Below are 25,296 nucleotides of genomic sequence, written 5' to 3' on the forward strand. Positions count from 1 at the left end.
CGGGGCTATGAAGTACACTAAGACTTCTGGGATCGCATAGCGCAGCGCGCTGCTCTCGAAGGCCGTAACGGCCCACGGAGTGGCGCGCATGTCATGTGGTCGCAGATGGGTCGATCGAGACGCCGGTTTCCGGCGGAGGCATCGACCAGAGGGGCGTAGCTCAATTGGCAGAGCAGCGGTCTCCAAAACCGCAGGTTGCAGGTTCAAGTCCTGTCGCCCCTGCCCCCGGACTGCCAGCGACCGAGAGGAACGATGTGAGCGAGGAGCGCGGTAAGCGCGACGGCGGTACCGCAGGGACTTCCAGCCCTGAGGACGCCGGATCGGCGACCGACGCGACCCCCGGCGCTTCCTCCGCATCCGCTGCCCCCACCGGCAAGAAGTCCCCGCGACGTTCCGCCGCTCCGGCGTCGACCGCGGTGGCGCCCGCTCGGCGGGCCGAATCGCAGCCGGCCAAGTCCGCTTCTCGCTCCGGTGCCCAGGGCACGGAGAACATCTTCAAGCGCCTGCGGCGCTTCTTCCGCGAGGTCCTCGCCGAGCTGCGCAAGGTGATCTGGCCGAATCGCAAGCAGCTGGTCACGTACACGACGGTCGTCGTGGTCTTCGTGGCGGTCATGACCGCGCTCATCTTTGGATTGGATCTGGCGTTCGTGAAGGGCGTCAGCTGGTTGTTCGGCTAGCGCGTCAGCGTGCCGGCAAATGTGATCGACGAGAGGAAAGTGCCCGGTGAGCACCCCCGAGAACGACTCGTACGAGCCCTCGGCCGAAGAGCGCGTTTCGGACGAGGTCTTTGTCGACGACTCCGTGACGGCCGAGCCGGCCGACGAGTCGGCAGTAGAGCCGGCCGACGAGTCGGCGGTGGAAGCGGCCGACGAGTCGGCGGTGGCGGGCATCGAGACCGACGAGACGGCCGGTGACGAGTCCGAGGCGCCCGCGGAGGCCCCGGCGGAGGAGATCGATCCCGCGGAGGCCCTCGAGAAGCAGCTGCGGCTCGAGCCCGGCGACTGGTACGTCGTGCACTCCTACGCCGGTTACGAGAACAAGGTCAAGGCCAACCTCGAGACCCGTGTGCAGAACCTGGACCTCGGGGAGTACATCTTCCAGGTCGAGGTGCCCACCGAAGAGGTCACCGAGATCAAGAACGGCCAGCGCAAGCAGGTCAACCGCAAGGTTCTGCCGGGCTACATCCTGGTTCGGATGGAACTGAACGACGAATCGTGGGGCGCGGTGCGCAACACTCCCGGAGTCACCGGATTCGTGGGTGCCACCTCGCGCCCGTCGCCGCTGACGATCAAGGAGGTCGTGAAGTTCCTCCTGCCGCAGCAGGCGAAGAAGAAGCCCGCCGCCGCTGCCGCTGCCGCCGAAGGCGCTGCGACCGCTGCCAAGCCCACCATCGAGGTGGACTTCGAGGTCGGCGAGTCCGTCACCGTCATGGACGGGCCGTTCGCGACGCTGCCCGCGTCGATCAGCGAGGTCAACGCCGAGCAGCAGAAGCTCAAGGTCCTGGTGTCGATCTTCGGTCGCGAGACCCCGGTGGAGCTGTCCTTCAACCAGGTGTCGAAGATCTGACGGTCCGACCCACTCAAACTTGCGATAGCAGTACGCAAGAACCACACCGAGCAAGAAACTAGGAATAGAGATGCCCCCGAAGAAGAAGAAGATTGCCGGGCTCATCAAGCTCCAGATCCAGGCAGGTCAGGCCAACCCGGCTCCGCCGGTCGGCCCCGCGCTGGGTCAGCACGGCGTCAACATCATGGAGTTCTGCAAGGCGTACAACGCGGCGACCGAGTCGCAGCGCGGCAACGTCGTGCCGGTCGAGATCACGGTCTACGAGGACCGCTCGTTCGACTTCAAGCTCAAGACCCCGCCGGCTGCCAAGCTGCTGCTGAAGGCCGCGGGTGTGCAGAAGGGCTCCGGCGAGCCGCACAAGACCAAGGTCGCCAAGGTCACCATGGACCAGGTGCGCGAGATCGCCAAGACCAAGCAGGAAGACCTGAACGCCAACGACGTCGAGGCCGCCGCGAAGATCATCGCCGGTACCGCGCGTTCGATGGGCATCACGGTCGAGGGCTGAGCGCAGCGCCGCTCGGAACCCGCAGGGCCGAGTGCCCGGCAGCAGTAATCCGTGGGAGGGCCGGCCAGGCTCGACAACCACGACCGAACCGTTCACCTTCCGGTGACAAGTTAGGACAGAACAATGGCAAAGCGCAGCAAGGCGTACCTCGCCGCCGCTGAGAAGATCGACGCCTCGACGCTCTACAGCCCCCTCGCGGCCGCTCGGCTCGCGAAGGAGACCTCGTCGAAGAACTACGACGCCACCGTCGAGGTCGCCATGCGCCTCGGTGTGGACCCCCGCAAGGCGGACCAGATGGTCCGCGGCACGGTCAACCTGCCGCACGGCACCGGTAAGACCGCCCGCGTCATCGTGTTCGCGGTGGGCGAGAAGGCCGCCGAGGCCGAGGCCGCCGGTGCGGACGCCGTCGGCGCCGAGGACCTCATCGAGCGGATCCAGGGCGGTTGGCTGGACTTCGACGCCGCAATCGCGACCCCGGACCAGATGGCCAAGGTCGGCCGCATCGCGCGTGTCCTCGGCCCGCGCGGCCTGATGCCGAACCCGAAGACGGGCACGGTCACCCCGGACGTCACGAAGGCTGTCGCGGACATCAAGGGCGGCAAGATCAACTTCCGCGTCGACAAGAACTCGAACCTGCACTTCGTGATCGGCAAGGCGTCGTTCGACGACGCGAAGCTGGTGGAGAACTACGCTGCCGCGCTGGACGAGGTCCTGCGTGCGAAGCCGTCCACCGCGAAGGGGCGTTACGTCAAGAAGGTCACGATCGCGACCACCACCGGCCCGGGCATCCCGGTGGACCCGTCGCGCACCCGGAACCTCCTCGAGGACGCCGAGTAAGGAGACCGGTACCCGGTCTTCGCAGGCAACGCACCGAACGGCCGGCACGGAACTGCTCCGTGCCGGCCGTTTTGCGTCCGTGCGCCTCGTCCGGTACGCTGGCTCGCGGAGTTCGGCGCGTGCCGATCTTCACCCCGATCATGTTCTACCCAAGACCGTTGGTCACCGGGTCCGCGTGCGGATTCGGTTGAAGGTCCGGGATTGCCCGGCGGCCCACGCAGGAGGACGAGGTAGGGGAGATACGACATCGCTCGCGATGCCGTCCTTCTCTCTGTACGCCCCGTGTGCCCTGCACCGGGGCGTTTTGCATTTTGCGGATTTCGAGTGGAACTTCCCGAGCGGGAAAACGACTGTTACTGAGAGGAGGCGAAGTATGGCAAAGCCTGAGAAGGTTTCCGCGGTTGCGGAGATCACCGAGCAGTTCAAGGACTCGACTGCCGCCGTGATCACGGAGTTCCGTGGTCTGTCGGTGACCAGTCTGACGCAGCTGCGACGCGCTCTCGGAGAGGGTGCCACCTACTCCGTCGCCAAGAACACCCTGGTCAAGCGTGCCGCCGCGGAGGCGGGCGTCGAGGGCCTTGACGACCTGTTCGTCGGACCGACCGCCATTGCGTTCATCAAGGGCGAGCCGGTCGACGCTGCGAAGGCCCTGAAGACCTTCGCGAAGGACAACAAGGCGCTCGTCATCAAGGGCGGCTACATGGACGGCGCTGCGCTGTCCGTGGAACAGGTCAACCAGATCGCGGACCTCGAGTCCCGCGAGGTGCTGTTGGCCAAGCTCGCCGGCGCGATGAAGGGCAACTTGGCAAAGGCCGCCGGCCTGTTCAACGCTCCTGCCTCGCAGGTGGCCCGTCTCGCGGCCGCTCTGCAGGAGAAGAAGGCGGACCAGGAGTCTGCCGCAAGCTGATCCGCACCATCGCGAATCACTGACCCACCCACCCCGCGCGCTCCGGCGCGTATCCCATCCGGTCGCGGATCAGCGACATGGGATCCACAAGGAAGGACCGCCACCATGGCGAAGCTCACCACCGAAGAGCTGCTCGACGCGTTCAAGGAACTGACCCTCCTCGAGCTCTCGGAGTTCGTGAAGGCCTTCGAGGAGACCTTCGAGGTCACCGCTGCCGCTCCGGTCGCCGTCGCTGCTGCCGGTGCCCCGGCCGCCGCCGCCGAGGCCGAGTCCGAGCAGGACGAGTTCGACGTCATCCTCGAGGGTGCCGGCGACAAGAAGATCCAGGTCATCAAGGTCGTCCGCGAGATCGTCTCGGGCCTCGGCCTGAAGGAGGCCAAGGACCTCGTCGAGGGTGCTCCGAAGCCGATCCTGGAGAAGGTCGCCAAGGACGCTGCCGACGCCGCCAAGGCGAAGCTCGAAGAGGCCGGCGCCAAGGTCACCGTCAAGTAAGACGTACGAGGCTGCCCGACCGCATCCCGGTCGAGCGATTCGGCAAGGCCGCTGCCCACGGATTCACGTCCGTGGGCAGCGGCCTTTTCGCCTATTCGTGACCGGTTCGGCAGGCACGCGGATTCCATCCGCGATAGGTTGAGTCGATGCCGCACGGGGACGGCAAAGACGCAGGTCATCACCCTGATCGACGGGTGTTATGCCCGAGTTGACCTGTGTTCTTACTCGCTAGTAGGATCCCGTGTCACAGGTAACACTTCGATGCGCTACAGTGACGCAATCCACAGTGGGGAACAGCATCGAGCCGTGCGGAGGTAATGGTGGGAGTCGAAGTAGCTGTCGAGGGCTTGACGAAGTCCTTCGGGTCTCAGCGGATCTGGCAGGACGTGACGTTGACCCTCCCGGCGGGCGAGGTGAGTGCCCTGCTGGGCCCGTCCGGCACGGGCAAGTCGGTGTTCCTCAAGTCGCTGATCGGTCTGCTGCGGCCGGAGCAGGGCTCGATCGTCATCGACGGCACCGACATCCTGCAGTGCTCGAGCAAGGAGCTCTACGAGATCCGCAAGCTGTTCGGGGTGCTGTTCCAGGACGGCGCGCTGTTCGGGTCGATGAACCTCTACGACAACGTGGCGTTCCCGCTGCGGGAGCACACCAAGAAGTCCGAATCCGACATCCGCAAGATCGTGATGGACAAGCTCGAGCTCGTCGGTCTGCTCGGCGCCGAGGACAAGCTGCCGGGCGAGATCTCCGGCGGCATGCGCAAGCGTGCGGGACTGGCGCGCGCCCTGGTGCTCGATCCGCAGATCATCCTGGTCGACGAGCCGGACTCGGGTCTGGACCCCGTGCGCACCACCTACATCTCCCAGACGCTGATCGACATCAACGCCGAGATCGACGCGACGATCCTGATCGTCTCGCACAACATCAACCTGGCGCGGACGGTGCCGGACAACATCGGCATGCTGTTCCGCCGCGAGCTGGTGATGTTCGGTCCGCGTGAGGTGCTGCTCACCAGCGACGAGCCGGTGGTCAAGCAGTTCCTCAACGGCACGATGATCGGCCCGATCGGGATGTCGGAAGAGAAGGACGAGGCCACGATGGCGCAGGAACAGGCGCTCGTCGAGGCCGGGCACCACGCCGGTGGCGTGGACGACATCGAGGGCATCGTCCCGCAGATGAAGGCCACCCCGGGGATGCCCGAGCGTCAGGCGGTGCGCCGCCGGCAGGACCGGGTGCGGCACATCCTCCACACCCTGCCCGAGCCCGCCCAGCATGCCATCCTCGAGTCCTTCGAGGAGAACAACGGATCGCACGCCGCACCGGCGTATCAGGACCATTCCTACCGCGACGACGACACACAGGTCATTCCGGCGTACCCCGCTGACGGGTACGACGAGTCCGCCCGCCACCACACCAGCTAGGAGAACACATGGGGGTCGGTTCGGGCACCAGCTCGTTCGTGCGTCCGATACACGGTGCACTCACCCAGGCCGGAAACATCGTCGAGTTGTTCGTCGACGTCGTGCGCAACATGTTCCGCCGGCCGTTCCAGTTCCGCGAGTTCATCGAGCAGGCGTGGTTCATCGCGAGCGTGACGATCCTGCCCACTGCCCTCGTGGCGATTCCGTTCGGCGCCGTCGTCTCGCTGCAGACCGGGTCGTTGATCAAGCAGCTCGGCGCGGAGTCGTTCACCGGTGCCGCCAGCGTCCTGGCGGTGATCCAGCAGGGCAGTCCGATCGTGACCGCGCTGCTGATCGCCGGTGCGGCCGGCTCCGCGGTCACCGCCGACCTCGGGTCGCGCACGATTCGCGAGGAGATCGACGCGATGGAGGTGCTCGGCATCAACCCCGTGCAGCGCCTCGTGGTCCCGCGCGTGCTCGCGATGGTTCTCGTCGCGCTGCTGCTCAACGGACTGGTGTCCGTGGTCGGCATCGCCGGCGGCTACTTCTTCAATGTGATCCTGCAGGGCGGAACTCCGGGCGCCTACCTGGCCTCCTTCTCGGCGCTGGCCCAGCTGCCCGACCTCTACGTGGCCGAGATCAAGGCGGCGATCTTCGGTGTCATCGCCGGCGTCGTCGCGGCCTACAAGGGCCTGCACCCCGGTGCCGGGCCGAAGGGGGTCGGTGAGGCCGTCAACCAGACCGTCGTCATCACCTTCCTGCTTTTGTTCTTCGCGAACCTGATCCTGACGATGGTGTACCTGCAGATCGTTCCGGCGAAGGGATCCTGACTCGATGACAATCGCAAAGGGCCGCGGAGATGTCATCTGGCTCCGCGGGCGCAGAATCGTGCGCGCTCCTCTCGACATGCTGGATCGGGCAGGCGACCAGATGTCGTTCTACGCGCGGGCCATCGCCTGGACCCCACGCACCCTCGTCCACTACCGCAAGGAGGTGCTGCGGCTGCTCGCCGAGGTCACCTTCGGCAGCGGCGCGCTCGCCGTCATCGGCGGCACCATCGGCGTGATCGCGATGATGTCGGGATTCACCGGCGTCGTCGTGGGCCTGCAGGGCTACGCCGCCCTCGAGCAACTCGGCTCCTCGGTGCTCACCGGCTTCCTGTCGGCATACGTCAACACGCGCGAACTCGCGCCGATCGTGGCGGCGCTGGCACTGTCGGCGACGGTGGGCTGTGGCTTCACCGCCCAGCTCGGTGCTATGCGGATCAGTGAGGAGATCGATGCGCTCGAGGTGATGGCGGTGCCGTCGGTGCCGTTCCTCGTCACCGCCCGGATGATCGCCGGTTTCGTCGCCGTCATCCCGCTGTACATCATCGGCCTGCTCGCCGCGTACCTCGCGACACGCGTGATCAGCACGATGTTCAACGGGCAGTCGTCGGGTTCGTACGACCACTACTTCAACCTGTTCCTCCCACCGGAGGACGTGCTGTATTCCTTCGCGAAGGTTCTCGTCTTCGCGTTCTTCCTGATCCTCATCCACTGCTACTACGGCTTCAACGCCAGCGGTGGTCCCGCCGGCGTCGGCGTGGCTGTCGGCCGTGCCGTGCGCACCGCGATCGTCACGATCGCAGTGCTCGACTTCTTCCTCAGCCTCGCCATCTGGGGTACGACCACGACCGTGAGGGTGGCCGGATGAACTCGACCCCCTCGACCCTCAAGCGGAGGGTCCTCGGCCTCATGTTCTTCGTCGTGCTGGGACTGTTCCTGTTCGTCACGATTGCGATGTACAACAAGACCTTCAAGAAGGTCGTCGAGGTGGATCTCGTGACCGACGAGGTCGGTAACGCGCTGCCGCTGAACGCGGACGTCAAGGTGCGGGGACTGATCGTCGGCGAGGTTCGCGGCACGACGGCCGAGGGCGGGACGGTGACCGCGCATCTCGCGCTCGAACCGGACAAGGCCGCCCTGATCCCCGCGAACGCGACCGCCCAACTGCTGCCGAAGACGTTGTTCGGCGAACGGTACGTCTCGCTGATCCTGCCGGACCAGCCGGCGCGCCCGGTCCAGGCAGGGGACACCCTGGTGCAGGACACGAGTGCCGAAACCGTCGAACTCGGCCAGGTGCTCGACGGGCTGCTGCCCCTCCTGGAGGCCATCCCGCCGCAGGACCTCGCGAACACCCTCGGCGCCCTGGCTCAGGGCCTGAGCGGCCGCGGCGAGACCCTCGGACAGACCGTGGACCGGCTCGAACAGGTGTTCCGTGAGGTCAATGTGGAACTCCCGGCCGTGCAGGAGGACCTGCGCGGACTCGCGGACTTCTCCCAGACCTACTCCGACGCCGCGCCCGATCTGATCAGTGCCCTCGACAACCTGCGCACCACCGGCAACACGGTGGTCGAGCAGGAGAACCAGCTCGAGACGTTGCTCGTCACGGCGACAGGAGCGTCGTCGGCGACCGCCGGGCTGCTCGAACAGAACGCCGCCTCGATCATCAACATCGCCGCCGACTCCAAGCAGGCCCTGCAGTTGCTGGCGCGGTACTCGCCGTCGTACCCGTGCATGCTGAAGGGCTTCGCCGACGCGGCGCCCGCGGCTGCCGGCGTGCTCGCGGCCGACGACCCGTTCCCCGGCGTCCGGGCGAGCATCCAGTTCGTCAACCCGAAGGGCCGGTACCTGCCGAACCAGGACGAGCCGCGCCTGCTCGATACTCGTGGCCCCACCTGCTACGACAACGTCACGGCCCCGGGACGGTTCTTCCCGCAGTACCCCGGCGGCTCCATCAACGACGGCTCCTACCAGGTGCCGTCCCGGAATCCGGGACCGGAGTCCATGTCCTTCTTCCCGGCGCCCGAGGGGTCCGGGGTGCCGGACGACGTCGGCGAGCTGACCGGGACGACCCCGGCGACGACGCAGGTCTCGTACTCCGGGTCCCGTGCCGAGCAGGACGCCCTCGACGTCGTGTATGCGGAGGCGACGGGCATCGCGCCCGAGGACGTGCCGACCTGGACGACCCGCCTGGGCGCGCCCGCGCTGCGTGGAACGGAGGTGAGCTTCCGATGAGAGGCCTGGCAGCACCGCTGATCAAGTTGATCGTCTTCGCCGTGGTGACGATCTTCGCCACCGGAATGCTCGCGGCGACCATCGCGAGCCTCGGCGGTGGGGGCGGGACGAAGTTCCACGCCATCTTCTCGGACGTGACCTCGCTCAACGAGGGTGACGACATCCGGATCGCCGGCGTCCGGGTCGGCCAGGTCGAGAAGATCGAGATCGTGGACCGCAGCGAGGCGCGCGTGACGTTCTCGGTGTCCGATCGGGACTGGCTGCCCGCCGCGACCACGGCGACGATCCGCTACCGCACGCTCGTCGGCCAGCGGTACATCGCTCTCGACCAGGGCGAGGGCATGCAGGGGATGAAGCTGACCGACGGCGACACCATCCCGCTCGAACGCACCAAGCCGGCCGTGAACCTGACCACCCTGTTCAACGGTTTCCGCCCCCTGTTCCAGACCCTCAGCGCCGACGACGTCAACCGACTCTCGTCCCAGATCGTCCAGGTGTTCCAGGGCGAATCCGGGACCGTCGACGACCTGGTGCGCACGACGGCGAGCCTGACCAACACGATCGCCGACAAGGACCGGGTGATCGGTGCGGTCATCGACAACCTGAACTCGGTGCTCACCAACATCAACGAGCGGGACGAGCAGCTCGACTCGCTGCTCGTCAACACCCAGGCGCTGGTCAGCGGGCTGGCCGCCGACCGCGACACGGTGGGTGCGGCCGTACAGTCGCTGGCCGGGCTGACGGACGCGACGGCCGATCTGCTCGAGCCGACCCGGCCGGCGATCGCCGGTTCGATCACGGCGGTCGAGCAGCTCGGGGCGAACCTGAACAACAACCGCGACGCGGTCGACGAGGTCCTCGCGACCCTTCCGGTCAAGCTCGAGAAGCTGGGCCGGGTCGCGAGCTACGGGTCGTGGTTCCAGTTCTACCTGTGCGGCATCGACGTGATCGCCGGGCCGGGTTCGGTTCCGTACCTGAATCTGCCGACCGGTCTGCCCACGGTGAACCAGCCGATCTACACCAACGCCGCGAAGCGCTGTACGCAGGACGGGATGCAGGAGTTGCAGGGACGATGAGCAGACGTCGCAGTCCGGCCGTGTCCGGCGCCCTCGGAATTCTCGTGGTCCTGCTGGCCACCCTGTCGGCCTTCTTCCTGGATTCGCTGCCGATCATCGGGGCGGGCGCCACCTACCGCGCGGAGTTCACCGAGGCGGCCGGCCTCAAGCCCACCAACGAGGTGCGCATCGCCGGCGTCAAGGTCGGCCAGGTCACCGACATCGAACTCGACGGTGACCGGGTGCTCGTGTCGTTCAAGGTCAAGGACGCCTGGCTCGGCAACGACACCTCCGCCTCGATCCAGATCAAGACCATCCTCGGCCAGAAGTACCTCGCCCTCGAACCTCGGGGCACCGAGGTGCTCGATCCGGACGACCGGATCCCGTTGTCGCGCACCGTCGCCCCGTACGACGTGATCGAGGCGTTCTCGTCGGCGGCCACCACCCTGGGCGAGATCGACTCCGAGCAGTTGGCCATGAGCTTCGACACCCTCTCGGAGGCGTTCTCCCAGACACCGGACGACATCCGGGCCTCGCTGGACGGGGTCACCAGGCTCTCGCAGACCGTGGCGAGCCGGGACCAGGAACTGAAGCGGCTGCTTGAGGCGACCGGCCGGACGTCGCAGATCCTTGCGGACCGCAACGCGGAGTTCAATCGACTGATCAGCGACGGAGCACTGCTGATCGCCGAACTCAACAATCGCCAGCAGGCTATCTCACAGCTGCTGACGGGGACGCAGCGTCTGTCGGCGGAGCTGACCGGCCTGGTTCGCGACAACGAGGCGACGATCGGTCCGGCGCTCGATCAGCTGCGGGGTGTCGTCCAGATCCTGCAGGACCGGAACGACGACCTGGACCGGGCGATGAAGCTGTACGAGCCGTTCGTCCGGCTGTACTCGAACGTCGTCGGCAACGGCCGCTGGTTCGACCAGGTCGTCGTCAACCTCATTCCGCCCGGATTGCCCGAGATCCCCGGATACCGCGATCCGGTTCGCACGTTGGGAGAGAACTGATGTCGCATGCCGAGTCCGGTGGCGGCTCCCGGCGCGGCCCGATCGTGCTGATCGCCGCGATCGTCGCGGCCGTGGTGCTGATCGCGGGCGTGCTGTGGTGGGTCTTCAACCGCATGGGCACCACCGAGATCACCGCGTACTTCGACAAGGCCGTCGGCGTGTACGAGGGGTCCGACGTCCGGGTCCTCGGCGTGGAGGTCGGTAAGGTCACCGCGGTCGTCCCGGAAGGGGACCAGGTGCGGGTGGACATGCGTGTCGACCGTGGCGTCGACATCCCCGCCGATGCCAAAGCCGTGCAGATCACCCCGTCGGTCGTCGCGGACCGCTACGTGCAGCTCGCCCCCGCGTACACCGGTGGCGAGACGATGACCGACGGCGCCGTCATCCCGCGGGAACGGACCGCCACCCCGGTCGAGGTGGACGAGCTGTACGCCAGCGTCGACGAGCTGTCGCGGGCTCTCGGCCCGGAGGGCGCGAACAAGGACGGGGCACTGACCCGCTTCGTGGAGACCGGCGCCGAGAACCTCGAGGGCAACGGTGCTGCGCTCGGCCAGACCATCGAGCAGCTCTCCGCTGCGTCGCGCACGCTCAACGAGTCGCGGGGTGACCTGTTCGGCACCATCGAGAACCTGCAGATCTTCGTGTCCGCACTGGCGGCGAACGATCAGCAGGTGCGCGAGTTCAATACCCAGCTGTCGGACCTGTCCGGCTATCTGGCCGGTGAGCGGGAGAACCTCGGGCTGGCGCTGAATCAGCTGTCGGAGTCGCTCGGGGTGGTCGCGCAGTTCGTGAACGACAACCAGGCGGCGCTGAAGGACAACGTGGACGCCCTGGTCCCGGTGACGAACAACCTCGCCGCAAACCGGGATTCACTGGTGAACTCGCTGACCCTGCTGCCCCTGGCGGTGAGCAACCTCGTCAACTCGTACGACGCGGAGTCCGGGTCGCTCGCCTCCCGCCTGGTGGTGACCGATCTGCAGGACCCGGCCGGCGTGATGTGCAAGCTCATCGATCTGGGTCGGCTCGTGCCGGGCGACCCGAGGTTCGAGCAGCTGGGCCGGCAGATGCAGCCGCTGATCGACCAGTGCTCCGGCCTCGCCGAACAGATCACCAACGACATCCGGACCCCGGATCTGATCCTGCCGTTCGGTGTCCTCAGCGGCGAGAACATCCAGCGTCAGGTGGTGCCCGGCACGGTGCCCGGCGTCGAATCCCAGCGCCTGAACCTCGAGGAGGGCGGACAGTGAGACGCTCGGTGATTCTCGGTGCCGGAGCATGCGCGACGGCCCTCACGGTGTCTGCGTGCGGTGGCGCCGAGAGCCTGCCCCTGCCCGGTGGCGCGGACGTCGGCTCGGACCCCATCCACGTGACCGTGCAGTTCGACGACGTGCTCGACCTCGTGCCGCAGTCGACCGTCAAGGTGGACGGCGTGCCCGTCGGCCGGGTGGAGACGGTCTCCGTGGGACCCGACGGGTGGACCGCGGACGTCGGGATCGTGGTGGACTCGGCGGTGGAGTTGCCGGCCAACGCGTATGCGGCGGTGGAACAGACCAGCCTGCTGGGCGAGAAGTTCGTCCAGCTCACTCCGCCGCCGAGCGACCCGTCGAGCGAACTGCTCGCCGACGGCGACGTCATTCCGCTGGACCGGACCCGGCACGCCACGGAACTCGAACCCGTACTCGGTGCCCTCTCGCTGCTGCTCAACGGTGGCGGCGTCGGCCAGTTGCAGCCGGTCGTCGAGGAGCTGTCCACCGCGTTCGAGGGACGCGAAGGCACCACGAAAAGCCTTCTGCAGCAGGCGGATCGGCTCATCGACGGTCTCGATCAGCAACGCAACGACATCACCCGCGCCCTCGACGGCCTCGACGTGCTCACCGTCCGGGTCGCGGAACAGAACGAGCGTGTCGCGGCGATCCTCGACGACCTTCCGGTGGCCACGGCGGTGCTCGAGCAGCAGCGTCCCCAGCTGACGGAGCTGCTCGTCCAGCTCGACCGACTGGGAACCGTGGGCACCGACGTGCTCGACCAGTCCAAGGAGAACCTGATCGCCGATCTGCTGGCCCTGCGCCCCACCCTGCAGCAGCTCGCCGCGTCCGGGGACGACCTGGTGAAGGCGCTGCCGTTCATCCCGACGGTGCCCTTCCCGGACGGGGTCGAGAGGATCGCCCTCGGCGGCTCGGTCAACCTGTTCCTCGCTGTGGACCTGCAGATCGGGGACGCGCTGGCTTCGCTCGGCGTCGGACAGGGTGATCCGGTCTACCGGCAGCCGAAGTTCGGTGAGCCCAAGCCCGTCGTGGATCCGTCGAATCCGTACTACAACGGCAACGGGCCGAGACGGGGCTGGCCCACGGTCTCGCTGCTGCCGGAACTCCCGGAGCCGAGGCTGCCGGCGGGACTCGAACTGCCGCCGGGGGTGACGCTGCCCGGCCTGCCCGCCGCGGCGCCGGACTCCGGTGCGGCGCCGGCCAATCCGCTGGAAGGCCTGCTCGATCAGCTCGGAGTCGGGGGAGGGCGATGATGAGATCGCGGTTGCTGCGGGTACAGATCGTCGCGTTCGTGGTGATCGCGCTGCTCGGCGTGGTGTTCGTCGGTGCGCGGTACGTGCGCCTCGACAACCTGCTCGGGTTCGGGCAGTACACCGTCCACGCCCGGTTCGCCGATTCGGGTGGCATCTTCACCAACGCCGAGGTCACCTACCGGGGTGTGCCGGTCGGGCGGGTGGGAGAACTCGGTCTGACCGAGGACGGCATCGACGTCACCCTCCTCCTCGACAACGGCGGGCCGCAGATCCCGGCGTCGACCCGTGCCGTGGTGGCGAACCGCTCGGCGATCGGTGAGCAGTACGTCGACCTGTTACCGGACACCGACGAGGGTCCGTACCTCGAGGAAGGATCGGTGATCGGACAGGACGCCACCGATGTGCCGGTGCCGGTGCAGGACCTCCTGGTGAGCACGAACGCGCTCGTCCGCTCGGTGCCGGTGGACTCGCTGCGCACGGTGGTGACCGAACTGGGGGCCGCGTTCGACGGCCGCGGCGGCCAGCTGCAGACCCTCGTGGACTCCCTGGCCCAGCTCAGCGATGCCGGAGTGCAGTACCTGCCTCAGACGGTGTCGCTGATCCGCGACAGCCAGACCGTGCTCGACACCCAGTCGGTGCAGGCGTCGGCGATCCGGCAGTTCAGTGCGGACCTGGACCTGGTGACCGCGCAGCTGCGCGACAGCGACCCGGACGTCCGGCGCCTCCTCGAGACCGGGACCGCGGCGAGCGAGGAACTCACGCAGCTGGTCGCGGACTCGGGCCCCGGTCTGACGGCGAACCTGACGAACCTGGCGTTGCTCGGCGACAAGCTCGGCCCGCAGGCCGTAGCCCTGCAGCCGCTGCTCGCGTTCCTGCCGGCCGTCGCGGCCAGCGCCGGGACCGTCGCGCCCGGCGACGGAACGGTCCGGCAGGGCATCCTGTTCGAGACGAACAACCCGCCGTCGTGCACCATCGGGTACGAGGGCACCCAGGCGATCCTCGACGAGATGCAGCGCCGTGACCCCAACTTCGACGACACCCAGCAGGACTTCCCGTTCAACACGGAGGCGTCCTGCGAGGTTCCGCAGGGCAGCGTCACCGGCGTGCGCAGCGCGAACCGGATCGTGTTCGCCGACCCGGCCACGATCCAGCCGTGGGACTTCACACCGAAGAAGGACCCGGACAAGCTCAATCTGAATCCGATCGCGACGCAGCTCGCGCCGCTGCTCGGAGTCACCCCGAAGTAGGTAAGTAGGTTGGTGTAGTGAGTTCAGACACGACGTCCCGTCCCCCGCAGACGGCGGGGGCGGGCGGCGACAAGATGCGCAGGATCGTTCTGGTAGTGGTGAGCGTGCTGGCGGTGGTCGCGCTCGCCGCGGCCGCCTGGTTCGGCTTCGGATGGGGGCGGACCCTGCTCGTGGACCGTCCGGCCGCCGAGGCGCGGGACGCCGCCCTGTCCGGGGCGATGCAGGCCGCGATCAATCTCAACAGCGTCGACGCCGCCGATGTCGACACGTCGATCGAGAACATGCGGTCCTCGATCACCGGCGAGGCCCTGAACAACGATCTGGCCGCGACGGAGCAGCAGATCCGGGAACAGGTGGCCCAGACGGGCACGGGCATGTCGGCAGACGTGCTGTTCGGTTCGCTGACGGCGCTCGACACGGACGCCGACACGGCGCAGGCCCTGGTCGTCCTGGCGGTGAAGACCACCTGGCCCGACAACTTCGTCGAGAACAAGGTCACCGTGAACGTGGCGATGCGCAAGGACGGCGACGTGTGGAAGGCGGAGACGATCCAGCCGCTGGACTCCGTGCAGCTCGGTGCCGGGCCGGCGGAGGGAGCGCAGCAACCCGCGCCGCCCGAACCCACCCCCGTGCCCCCGGCCGAACCCGGACCCGCCGCAGGCGAGTGAGCCGATGAAGGAGAATGTGTAGTGCCCCCGCAGCGTCGCAAGCCCAATCCGGCCGGTCCTCCGAGGGGCCGACGGCCCAAGATCGCGGGGACGGGCCGGACCCCGGGTGCGGGCGGTGCCGCCCGCCCCGAGCCGACCCCGACCGAGCCGACCCCGACCGAGCCGAACCCGACCGAGCCGACCTCGACCGAGATCGCCCCGACCGCGTCCACCTCGCCCGAGCCCACCCCGCCCGAGCCCACCCCGTCTCCGACGGCCCGGGCGGGAACGGCGGCCCCCGAAGCAGCCGGGTCCGAGCCTTCGACGGCCCCGGTGGGGCAGGACTCCGACCTCGAGAGCGCCCCCGAGTCTCGTGAACCGGCGTCCGTCGACGACGGTGGGGACGTGGCGGAACCGGCAGCGCAGGCCGGCGGCACCGTCTCGCGCGGCAGCTGGCGTCCGGTGGCGATCGTCGGCGGTGCCGCGCTTGCGCTCGGTGCGTTCGCCGCGGTCGCCGCCGCCCGTCCCGGAGCGACGGTGACCAACGAGGCATGGGTCGACAGCGCCGCGACGTCCGAGGTCACCGCCGCCGCCGGTAATGCGATCGAGACGATGCACGGCTACAACCACGAGACGATCGACGAGGACTTCGCCGCGATCCGAGAGGTCCTCACCCCGCCGATGCGGGAGGAGTTCGATCTGACCGCGGATGTCACCAAGCAGGCCGCGGTGCAGACACACACCGCGACGGAGGTGCGCATCGACCACATCGGTGCGTCGATGCTCGACGACGACCGGGCCGAGGTCGCGGCGTTCATCAGCGTCAGCGCGACCGGCGACGCGGTCGCCCAGGGCAGTGCGTCGGCGCCGCTGCTGGTGCGGATGGAGAAGATCGACGGCACGTGGCTGGTCTCCGAGATCCGGGACCGCTGACGAGCGCGGTGACCGGGGATCGGCGCGGTTGCTCTTGACGCGGACGGCGTGAGCGGTCACTCTATCGGTACGCACGCACGAATATGCGTCCTGGGCGCCCGGGGTCGGGCGCTTCTTTTCGTGCCGTCGCTCGACATCTGCGACTTTTGGGTGTAAGTTCGGACTTTGCGCTGGCTGCCTCCTGTCCATCTCTCGACCGCATCGCGGGGAGCGTTGCCCTCCGGGGTTCGTTCCGCCGACTTCGCGGTGGGGTTGTCTTTCGGGTTGCAACCAGCGATAACGCCCCACATGAAGAAGCAGGTACAGCGGCGGTCGCACCGGTTGGAGCGGCCCGCGTGAGGTGCTGGAAGGACGCATCTTGGCAGTCTCTAGCCAGACCAAGGCAGTTGCCGGAATCCCCGGAGCCCCGAAGAGGGTCTCGTTCGCGAAGATTCGCGAACCTCTCGAAGTTCCCGGGCTCCTCGATCTACAGACAGATTCCTTCGAATGGCTGATCGGCTCCGAGCGCTGGCGCGCGCTCGCCGCCGAACGCGGTGACGGTCCCGTCGTCGGCGGGCTCGAGGAGATCCTCGCGGAGCTCTCTCCGATCGAGGATTTCTCCGGGTCGATGTCCCTGTCCTTCTCCGACCCGCGCTTCGACGAGGTCAAGGCCTCGGTCGAGGAGTGCAAGGACAAGGACATGACGTACGCGGCGCCGCTGTTCGTCACTGCCGAGTTCATCAACAACAACACCGGCGAGATCAAGAGCCAGACGGTCTTCATGGGTGACTTCCCGATGATGACCGACAAGGGCACCTTCATCATCAACGGCACCGAGCGCGTCGTCGTCTCGCAGCTGGTGCGTTCGCCGGGCGTGTACTTCGACCGCACGGTCGACAAGAGCACCGAGAAGGACCTGCACAGCGTCAAGGTGATCCCGGGCCGCGGCGCGTGGCTCGAGTTCGACGTCGACAAGCGCGACACCGTCGGCGTGCGGATCGACCGCAAGCGCCGCCAGCCGGTCACGGTGCTGCTCAAGGCGCTCGGCTGGACCAACGAGCAGATCGTCGAGCGCTTCGGTTTCTCCGAGATCATGATGTCCACCCTCGAGAAGGACAACACGGCCGGTACCGACGAGGCTCTGCTGGACATCTACCGCAAGCTGCGCCCGGGCGAGCCGCCCACCAAGGAGAGCGCGCAGACCCTGCTGGAGAACCTCTTCTTCAAGGACAAGCGCTACGACCTGGCGCGCGTGGGACGTTACAAGATCAACAAGAAGCTGGGCCTGAACGCCGGCCAGCCGATCGAGGCGTCGACCCTCACCGAGGAAGACATCGTCGCCACCATCGAGTACCTGGTGCGCCTGCACGCCGGTGAGAACACCATGACGGCGCCGGGCGGCGTCGAGGTTCCCGTCGAGGTCGACGACATCGACCACTTCGGCAACCGTCGCCTGCGTACCGTCGGCGAGCTCATCCAGAACCAGATCCGCGTCGGCCTGTCCCGCATGGAGCGCGTCGTCCGTGAGCGGATGACCACCCAGGACGTCGAGGCCATCACGCCGCAGACGCTGATCAACATCCGTCCCGTCGTGGCTGCGATCAAGGAGTTCTTCGGAACCTCCCAGCTGTCGCAGTTCATGGACCAGAACAACCCGCTGTCGGGTCTGACCCACAAGCGCCGCCTCTCGGCGCTCGGCCCGGGTGGTCTGTCCCGTGAGCGCGCCGGCCTCGAGGTCCGCGACGTCCACCACTCGCACTACGGCCGCATGTGCCCGATCGAGACCCCGGAAGGCCCGAACATCGGCCTGATCGGCTCCCTGTCGGTGTACGCGCGGGTCAACCCGTTCGGCTTCATCGAGACCCCGTACCGCAAGGTCGAGGACGGCATCGTCACCGATCAGGTCGACTACCTCACCGCCGACGAGGAGGACCGCCACGTCGTGGCGCAGGCCAACTCGCCGGTCGACGCCGACGGCCGCTTCAGCGAGGAGCGCGTCCTCGTCCGCAAGAAGGGCGGCGAGGTCGAATTCGTCGCGGCGACCGAGGTTGACTACATGGACGTCTCGCCGCGGCAGATGGTGTCCGTGGCCACGGCCATGATCCCGTTCCTCGAGCACGACGACGCCAACCGTGCCCTCATGGGTGCGAACATGCAGCGTCAGGCCGTGCCGCTGGTGCGCAACGAGGCTCCTGTCGTCGGTACCGGCATGGAACTGCGTGCCGCCGTCGATGCGGGCGACGTCGTCGTCACCGAGAAGTCCGGCGTGATCGAGGAGGTCTCGGCCGACTTCATCACCGTGATGGCGGACGACGGCACCCGCCGCACCTACCGTCTGCGCAAGTTCGACCGCTCGAACCAGGGCACCTGCTCGAACCAGCGGCCGATCGTGGACGAGGGGCAGCGCGTCGAGTCCGGCCAGGTCCTCGCCGACGGCCCCTGCACCGAGAACGGTGAGATGGCACTCGGCAAGAACCTGCTCGTGGCGATCATGCCGTGGGAAGGCCACAACTACGAGGACGCGATCATCCTGTCGCAGCGCCTCGTCGAGGAGGACGTGCTCACCTCGATCCACATCGAGGAGCACGAGATCGACGCCCGCGACACCAAGCTCGGTGCCGAGGAGATCACCCGCGACATCCCGAACGTCTCGGACGAGGTCCTCGCGGACCTGGACGAGCGTGGCATCGTGCGCATCGGCGCCGAGGTGCGCGACGGCGACATCCTCGTCGGCAAGGTCACCCCGAAGGGCGAGACCGAGCTGACCCCCGAGGAGCGGCTGCTGCGCGCGATCTTCGGTGAGAAGGCCCGCGAGGTGCGTGACACGTCGCTGAAGGTGCCGCACGGTGAGACCGGCAAGGTCATCGGCGTCCGCGTGTTCTCGCGCGAGGACGACGACGATCTGCCCCCGGGTGTCAACGAGCTCGTCCGCGTGTACGTGGCGCAGAAGCGCAAGATCCAGGACGGCGACAAGCTCGCCGGCCGGCACGGCAACAAGGGCGTCATCGGCAAGATCCTCCCGCAGGAGGACATGCCGTTCCTGCCCGACGGCACTCCGGTGGACATCATCCTCAACACGCACGGTGTCCCGCGTCGTATGAACATCGGCCAGATTCTCGAGACGCACCTCGGCTGGATCGGCAAGGCCGGCTGGAATGTCCAGGTCGCCGGCGACGGTGAGCGTCCCGAGTGGGCGAAGAACCTGTCCGACGACATGCTCGCCGCCGATCCGGACACCAACATCGCCACCCCGGTGTTCGACGGTGCCCGCGAGGACGAGCTGACGGGTCTGCTCGGCTCGACGCTGCCGAACCGTGACGGCGAGGTCATGGTCGGCGCCGACGGCAAGGCGACGCTGTTCGACGGACGTTCCGGCGAGCCGTTCCCGTACCCGGTGTCGGTCGGCTACATGTACATCATCAAGCTGCACCACCTGGTCGACGACAAGATCCACGCCCGTTCGACCGGCCCGTACTCGATGATCACCCAGCAGCCGCTCGGTGGTAAGGCGCAGTTCGGTGGCCAGCGGTTCGGCGAGATGGAGTGCTGGGCCATGCAGGCCTACGGTGCGGCGTACACGCTGCAGGAGCTGCTCACCATCAAGTCGGACGACGTGGTGGGTCGCGTGAAGGTCTACGAGGCCATCGTCAAGGGCGAGAACATCCCGGAGCCGGGTATCCCCGAGTCCTTCAAGGTGCTCCTCAAGGAACTCCAGTCGCTGTGCCTGAACGTGGAGGTGCTCTCCAGCGACGGCGCGGCCATCGCGATGGCCGACGGCGACGACGAGGACCTCGAGCGGGCGGCGGCCAACCTGGGCATCAACCTTTCCCGCAACGAGTCGGCCACGGTCGACGACCTCGCGAACTAGGAGCCGACCCGATGAGATGCACCTCCGCACGGCGGACTGCATCTCGTCGGGCCCCGGCAGCAACAGCGACAACTAGCAGCAACAAAACCCGTGAAGGGGAAAGGAAGTTACGTGCTCGACGTCAACTTCTTCGATGAACTCCGCATCGGCTTGGCCACCGCGGAGGACATCCGCAACTGGTCGTACGGTGAGGTCAAGAAGCCGGAGACCATCAACTACCGCACGCTCAAGCCCGAGAAGGACGGCCTCTTCTGCGAGAAGATCTTCGGCCCCACCCGGGACTGGGAGTGCTACTGCGGCAAGTACAAGCGTGTCCGCTTCAAGGGCATCATCTGTGAGCGCTGCGGCGTCGAGGTGACTCGCGCCAAGGTGCGCCGCGAGCGCATGGGCCACATCGAGCTCGCCGCGCCGGTCACACACATCTGGTACTTCAAGGGTGTGCCGAGCCGCCTCGGTTACCTGCTCGACCTGGCGCCGAAGGATCTCGAGAAGATCATCTACTTCGCCGCGTACGTCATCACGGCCGTGGACGACGAGCTGCGCCACAACGAGCTCTCGACCCTCGAGGCCGAGATGGAGGTCGAGAAGAAGTCCGTCGCCGACCAGCGCGACGCCGACCTCGAGGCTCGCGCGCAGAAGCTGGAAGCCGACCTGGCCGAGCTCGAGGCCGAGGGTGCCAAGTCCGACGTCCGCCGCAAGGTCAAGGACGGCGGCGAGCGCGAGATGCGTCAGCTGCGCGACCGTGCCCAGCGTGAGCTGGACCGGCTCGAGGAGATCTGGAACACCTTCACCAAGCTCAAGCCGAAGGACCTGATCGTCGACGAGCTGCTCTACCGCGAGCTGCAGGACCGTTACGGCGAGTACTTCACCGGCGCGATGGGCGCCGAGTCGATCCAGAAGCTCATCGAGAACTTCGACATCGACGCCGAGGCCGAGTCGCTGCGCGAGACCATCCGCAGCGGCAAGGGCCAGAAGAAGCTGCGCGCCCTCAAGCGACTGAAGGTCGTCGCGGCGTTCCAGCAGTCCGGCAACTCGCCCATGGGCATGGTCCTCGACGCGGTGCCGGTGATCCCGCCGGAGCTGCGCCCGATGGTGCAGCTCGACGGTGGCCGCTTCGCGACCTCCGATCTCAACGATCTGTACCGCCGTGTCATCAACCGCAACAACCGCCTCAAGCGACTGATCGACCTCGGTGCCCCCGAGATCATCGTCAACAACGAGAAGCGGATGCTGCAGGAGTCCGTGGACGCGCTGTTCGACAACGGCCGTCGCGGCCGGCCGGTCACCGGTCCGGGCAACCGTCCGCTCAAGTCGCTGTCCGACCTGCTCAAGGGCAAGCAGGGCCGGTTCCGTCAGAACCTGCTCGGCAAGCGTGTCGACTACTCGGGCCGTTCGGTCATCGTCGTCGGCCCGCAGCTCAAGCTGCACCAGTGCGGTCTGCCGAAGCTGATGGCTCTCGAGCTGTTCAAGCCGTTCGTGATGAAGCGTCTGGTCGATCTGAACCACGCGCAGAACATCAAGTCCGCCAAGCGGATGGTCGAGCGGCAGCGTCCGCAGGTGTGGGACGTCCTCGAAGAGGTCATCAACGAGCACCCCGTGCTGCTCAACCGTGCTCCCACGCTGCACCGTCTCGGCATCCAGGCGTTCGAGCCGCAGCTCGTCGAGGGCAAGGCCATCCAGCTGCACCCGCTCGTGTGTGAGGCCTTCAACGCCGACTTCGACGGCGACCAGATGGCCGTGCATCTGCCGCTGTCGGCGGAGGCGCAGGCCGAGGCCCGCGTGCTGATGCTGTCGTCGAACAACATCCTGTCGCCGGCATCGGGCCGTCCGCTCGCCATGCCGCGTCTGGACATGGTGACGGGTCTGTTCCACCTGACCCGTCTGGTCGAGGACGCGCCGGGTGCGTACCGGCCGGCCACCGACGGTGAGCCGGAGCAGGGCGTGTACTCGTCTCCCGCCGAGGCGATCATGGCCGTGGACCGCGGCGTGCTGTCGGTGCAGGCCCCCATCAAGGTGCGCCTGGAGCAGCAGCGTCCGTCACGGGACATCGAGACGGAACTGTTCCCCGACGGCTGGAACTTCGGCGACGGCTGGACCGTGCAGACCACGCTCGGTCGCGTGCTGTTCAACGAGCTGCTGCCGGTGAACTACGGCTTCGTCAACGACGTCATGCCGAAGAAGCGTCAGGCCGCGATCATCAACGATCTCGCCGAGCGCTACCCGATGATCGTCGTCGCGCAGACCGTCGACAAGCTCAAGGACGCCGGCTTCTACTGGGCCACCCGTTCGGGTGTGACCGTGTCGATGGCCGACGTGCTGGTGCCGCCGGAGAAGAAGGACATCCTCGAGCGCTACGAGGCGTCGGCGGATCAGCTCGAGCGCAAGTTCGCTCGTGGTGCCCTCTCGAAGGAGGAGCGGCGCGACTCGCTCGTCAAGCTGTGGCAGGAGGCGACCGAAGAGGTCGGTCAGGCCATGGAGGCCCACTACCCGGACGACAACCCGATCCCGACGATCGTGAAGTCCGGCGCCGCGGGCAACATGACCCAGATCCGCTCGCTCGCGGGCATGAAGGGTCTGGTGACGAACCCGAAGGGCGAGTTCATCCCGCGCCCGATCAAGTCCTCGTTCCGCGAGGGCCTGACCGTGCTCGAGTACTTCATCAACACCCACGGTGCGCGTAAGGGTCTTGCCGACACCGCGCTGCGTACCGCCGACTCGGGTTACCTGACCCGTCGTCTGGTGGACGTGTCGCAGGACGTCATCGTCCGCGAGACCGACTGCGGCACGCCGCGCGGTATCGAGATGATCATCGCCGAGCCCGAGCGGGACGGGACGGGCGCCGAGACCGGTCGCCTGGTGCGCGACGCCCACATCGAGACCAGCACGTACGCCCGTACGCTGGCCACCGATGCGGTCGACGCGGGCGGCAACGTCGTCGTCACCCGGGGCAGCGACCTCGGCGACCCGGCGATCGAGGCGCTGCTGGCCGCCGGCATCCGGAAGGTCAAGGTCCGCTCCGTGCTGACCTGCGACACCGGTACCGGCGTGTGCGCCACCTGCTACGGCCGCTCGATGGCGACCGGCAAGCTCGTCGACATCGGCGAGGCCGTCGGTATCGTCGCCGCCCAGTCCATCGGTGAGCCCGGTACGCAGCTGACGATGCGTACGTTCCACCAGGGTGGCGTCGGTGAGGACATCACCGGCGGTCTGCCCCGTGTGCAGGAACTGTTCGAGGCCCGTGTCCCGAAGGGCAAGGCGCCCATCGCCGACGTCTCCGGTCGCGTGCGACTCGAGGACGACGACCGCTTCTACAAGATCACCATCGTCCCGGACGACGGTGGCGAGGAGGTCGTGTACGACAAGCTGTCGAAGCGTCAGCGTCTGCACGTCATCCGTAAGGCGGACGGGACCGAAGGTGTCCTGACGGACGGCGACCACGTGGAGGTCGGTCAGCAGCTGCTCGAGGGTGCGGCCGATCCGCACGAGGTGCTGCGGGTCATGGGACCGCGCCAGGTGCAGGTCCACCTCGTCAACGAGGTCCAGGAGGTGTACCGCAGCCAGGGTGTGTCGATCCACGACAAGCACATCGAGGTCATCGTGCGCCAGATGCTGCGCCGCGTGACGATCATCGACTCGGGGTCGACGGAGTTCCTCCCCGGATCGCTGGTCGAGCGCAGCGAGTTCGAGGCCTCGAACCGGCGCGTCGTCGCCGAGGGCGGGGAGCCGGCTGCCGGCCGTCCCGTGCTCATGGGCATCACGAAGGCGTCGCTGGCCACCGATTCGTGGCTGTCGGCGGCGTCGTTCCAGGAGACCACTCGCGTGCTGACCGACGCGGCGATCAACTGCCGCTCGGACAAGCTGATCGGTCTGAAGGAGAACGTGATCATCGGCAAGCTGATCCCGGCCGGCACCGGCATCAACCGGTACCGGAACATCCAGGTGCAGCCGACCGAGGAGGCCCGCGCGGCCGCGTACGCGATCCCGTCGTACGAGGATCAGTACTACTCGCCGGAGGGCTTCGGCCAGAACACCGGCGCCGCGGTCCCGCTCGACGACTACGGTTACTCCAGCGACTACCGGTAGAGCCGTCGCCGCAGCCGGTCCGCCGGCCGCGGTCAGGCACCTGCCGTAGCCACGAAGGTCCCGCCCTCTTCTCTTCGGGGGCGGGGCCTTCTGGGTTCCGGGGGTACCCGCGCGGCAGCAGGGTCGATCCGATAGTTTGGGTAGGCACTCCTAATTCTTCGAAGGGAACGCCAGTGCCGTCGACCCGAATCCCGAGGTTGCTTGCCGCAGCCGGTTTCGCTCTCACGTTCGCCTTGACCGCGTGCTCGTCGGGCGGCGACGACCCCGCCGAGGCGTCCGGCCCGGGCGGGGGCGCTTTCCCTGTGACGATCGAGCACGCCCTCGGTGACACCACGATCGAGTCCGAGCCCGAACGGGTGGTCACCTGGGGCTTCGGGAGCACCGATGCCGCCCTCGCCCTCGGGGTCGTCCCCGTCGCCATGCCGGCACAGTCGTACGGCGGTGACGAGCAGGGCGTCCTGCCGTGGATCGGAGACGAGCTCACCGAACTCAACGCCGAGACACCGACAATCCTGCAGAACGACGGCACGGACGTGCCGGTCGAGCAGATCGCGGCGGCCCGCCCGGACGTCATCCTCGCCAACTACTCCGGGCTCACCCAGGACCAGTACGACACCCTCAGCCGGATCGCTCCCACGGTCGCGTACCCCGGTGAGCCGTGGGCCACCCCGTGGCGCGACGTCGTCTCCACGGTCGGGCAGGCGCTGGGCCGCTCCGACGACGCAGAGCGCCTGATCGCCGACACCGAGGCGATCATCGCCGACAAGGCCGCGGAGTATCCGCAGCTGCAGGGCCGCACTGTCGCCGCGGTGTGGGACACGGGCGACACGTTCTACGTCTACAAGCCCGCCGATTCGCGCGTGGAGTTCCTCACCGACCTCGGTCTCGTCAGCGCCCCGAGCGTGACCGAACTGAGCACGGACGAGTCCAGTTTCTACTTCACGATGAGCTTCGAAGAGGCCGGCAAGCTCACCAGCGACATTCTCCTCTCCTACGCCGACGACGCCGCAGCGCAGGAACGCACGCTCGCCCAGCCGTGGGCACAGACCATGCAGCAGGTCACCGAGGGCAGGGTGGCGACGGTGAACGGCACCGAACTGATCGCCGCGGTGTCGCCCCCCACGGTCCTGTCCCTGACCTGGGGGATCGACGCCTATCTGGAGGCGCTCGCCGCGGCGGTGAAGTAGCGG

At 67.5% G+C, this 25,296-nt stretch carries 20 protein-coding genes and 1 tRNA gene; all 21 read left to right on the forward strand.

Annotated features, from left to right (window positions below):
* The first annotated feature begins 149 nt into the window (after positions 1-149).
* The 21 genes from QYS60_RS14475 (at position 150) to QYS60_RS14575 (ending at position 25,293) form a co-directional block, all read left to right on the forward strand.
* A tRNA-Trp gene (locus tag QYS60_RS14475) sits at positions 150-222 on the forward strand.
* A 32-nt stretch (positions 223-254) separates the two neighbouring features.
* Positions 255-677, forward strand: a complete 423-nt coding sequence (secE, locus tag QYS60_RS14480; protein ID WP_289379482.1) for a preprotein translocase subunit SecE — start codon at positions 255-257, stop codon at positions 675-677.
* Between the two features lie 46 nt (positions 678-723).
* On the forward strand, positions 724-1,566 hold the full coding sequence (gene nusG / locus QYS60_RS14485; protein ID WP_003937617.1) for a transcription termination/antitermination protein NusG: 843 nt from the start codon (positions 724-726) through the stop codon (positions 1,564-1,566).
* A gap of 70 nt (positions 1,567-1,636) precedes the next feature.
* On the forward strand, positions 1,637-2,071 hold the full coding sequence (gene rplK, locus QYS60_RS14490) for a 50S ribosomal protein L11 (RefSeq protein WP_003937618.1): 435 nt from the start codon (positions 1,637-1,639) through the stop codon (positions 2,069-2,071).
* 123 nt (positions 2,072-2,194) lie between these two features.
* On the forward strand, positions 2,195-2,908 hold the full coding sequence (rplA, locus tag QYS60_RS14495) for a 50S ribosomal protein L1 (RefSeq protein WP_003937619.1): 714 nt from the start codon (positions 2,195-2,197) through the stop codon (positions 2,906-2,908).
* A 373-nt stretch (positions 2,909-3,281) separates the two neighbouring features.
* Positions 3,282-3,815: a 50S ribosomal protein L10 gene (rplJ, locus tag QYS60_RS14500; protein ID WP_003937620.1), complete on the forward strand. Its 534-nt coding sequence runs from the start codon at positions 3,282-3,284 to the stop codon at positions 3,813-3,815.
* Positions 3,816-3,920: 105 nt separating this feature from the next.
* Positions 3,921-4,307, forward strand: coding sequence for a 50S ribosomal protein L7/L12 (gene rplL / locus QYS60_RS14505; RefSeq protein ID WP_003937621.1), 387 nt, complete (start codon positions 3,921-3,923; stop codon positions 4,305-4,307).
* Positions 4,308-4,624: 317 nt separating this feature from the next.
* Positions 4,625-5,725 (forward strand): ABC transporter ATP-binding protein, encoded by a 1,101-nt coding sequence (locus tag QYS60_RS14510; RefSeq protein ID WP_289381913.1) that lies wholly within the window; start codon positions 4,625-4,627, stop codon positions 5,723-5,725.
* Between the two features lie 8 nt (positions 5,726-5,733).
* Positions 5,734-6,534 (forward strand): ABC transporter permease, encoded by an 801-nt coding sequence (locus tag QYS60_RS14515; protein WP_003937623.1) that lies wholly within the window; start codon positions 5,734-5,736, stop codon positions 6,532-6,534.
* Positions 6,535-6,538: 4 nt separating this feature from the next.
* Positions 6,539-7,399, forward strand: coding sequence for an ABC transporter permease (locus QYS60_RS14520; RefSeq protein WP_040783020.1), 861 nt, complete (start codon positions 6,539-6,541; stop codon positions 7,397-7,399).
* Complete coding sequence (locus tag QYS60_RS14525) at positions 7,396-8,763, forward strand: MCE family protein (RefSeq protein ID WP_289381911.1); 1,368 nt, start codon at positions 7,396-7,398, stop codon at positions 8,761-8,763. Before QYS60_RS14520 ends, QYS60_RS14525 begins: the two co-directional genes overlap by 4 nt.
* Positions 8,760-9,839, forward strand: a complete 1,080-nt coding sequence (locus QYS60_RS14530; protein ID WP_003937626.1) for an MCE family protein — start codon at positions 8,760-8,762, stop codon at positions 9,837-9,839. Before QYS60_RS14525 ends, QYS60_RS14530 begins: the two co-directional genes overlap by 4 nt.
* A complete protein-coding gene (locus tag QYS60_RS14535; RefSeq protein WP_371383487.1) occupies positions 9,836-10,831 on the forward strand; it encodes an MCE family protein in 996 nt (331 codons plus the stop codon). Before QYS60_RS14530 ends, QYS60_RS14535 begins: the two co-directional genes overlap by 4 nt.
* Positions 10,831-12,078, forward strand: coding sequence for an MCE family protein (locus QYS60_RS14540; protein WP_003937628.1), 1,248 nt, complete (start codon positions 10,831-10,833; stop codon positions 12,076-12,078). Before QYS60_RS14535 ends, QYS60_RS14540 begins: the two co-directional genes overlap by 1 nt.
* Positions 12,075-13,349, forward strand: coding sequence for an MCE family protein (locus QYS60_RS14545; RefSeq protein WP_289381910.1), 1,275 nt, complete (start codon positions 12,075-12,077; stop codon positions 13,347-13,349). The genes QYS60_RS14540 and QYS60_RS14545 overlap by 4 nt, the downstream gene beginning before the upstream one ends.
* Positions 13,349-14,596, forward strand: coding sequence for an MCE family protein (locus tag QYS60_RS14550; protein WP_371383510.1), 1,248 nt, complete (start codon positions 13,349-13,351; stop codon positions 14,594-14,596). Before QYS60_RS14545 ends, QYS60_RS14550 begins: the two co-directional genes overlap by 1 nt.
* Before the next feature lie 95 nt (positions 14,597-14,691).
* A complete protein-coding gene (locus tag QYS60_RS14555) occupies positions 14,692-15,264 on the forward strand; it encodes a hypothetical protein (protein ID WP_371383511.1) in 573 nt (190 codons plus the stop codon).
* A 21-nt stretch (positions 15,265-15,285) separates the two neighbouring features.
* Positions 15,286-16,176 (forward strand): hypothetical protein, encoded by an 891-nt coding sequence (locus QYS60_RS14560; RefSeq protein WP_371383488.1) that lies wholly within the window; start codon positions 15,286-15,288, stop codon positions 16,174-16,176.
* 340 nt (positions 16,177-16,516) lie between these two features.
* A complete protein-coding gene (locus tag QYS60_RS14565) occupies positions 16,517-20,023 on the forward strand; it encodes a DNA-directed RNA polymerase subunit beta (protein ID WP_003937633.1) in 3,507 nt (1,168 codons plus the stop codon).
* A 111-nt stretch (positions 20,024-20,134) separates the two neighbouring features.
* Positions 20,135-24,106 (forward strand): DNA-directed RNA polymerase subunit beta', encoded by a 3,972-nt coding sequence (locus QYS60_RS14570; protein ID WP_003937634.1) that lies wholly within the window; start codon positions 20,135-20,137, stop codon positions 24,104-24,106.
* Positions 24,107-24,279: 173 nt separating this feature from the next.
* A complete protein-coding gene (locus tag QYS60_RS14575) occupies positions 24,280-25,293 on the forward strand; it encodes an iron-siderophore ABC transporter substrate-binding protein (RefSeq protein ID WP_371383489.1) in 1,014 nt (337 codons plus the stop codon).
* Positions 25,294-25,296 lie beyond the last annotated feature (3 nt).

It is taken from the genome of Rhodococcus sp. GXMU-t2271, from assembly GCF_041414735.1.
In the GTDB taxonomy this organism is placed as follows: Bacteria; Actinomycetota; Actinomycetes; order Mycobacteriales; family Mycobacteriaceae; genus Rhodococcus; species Rhodococcus indonesiensis.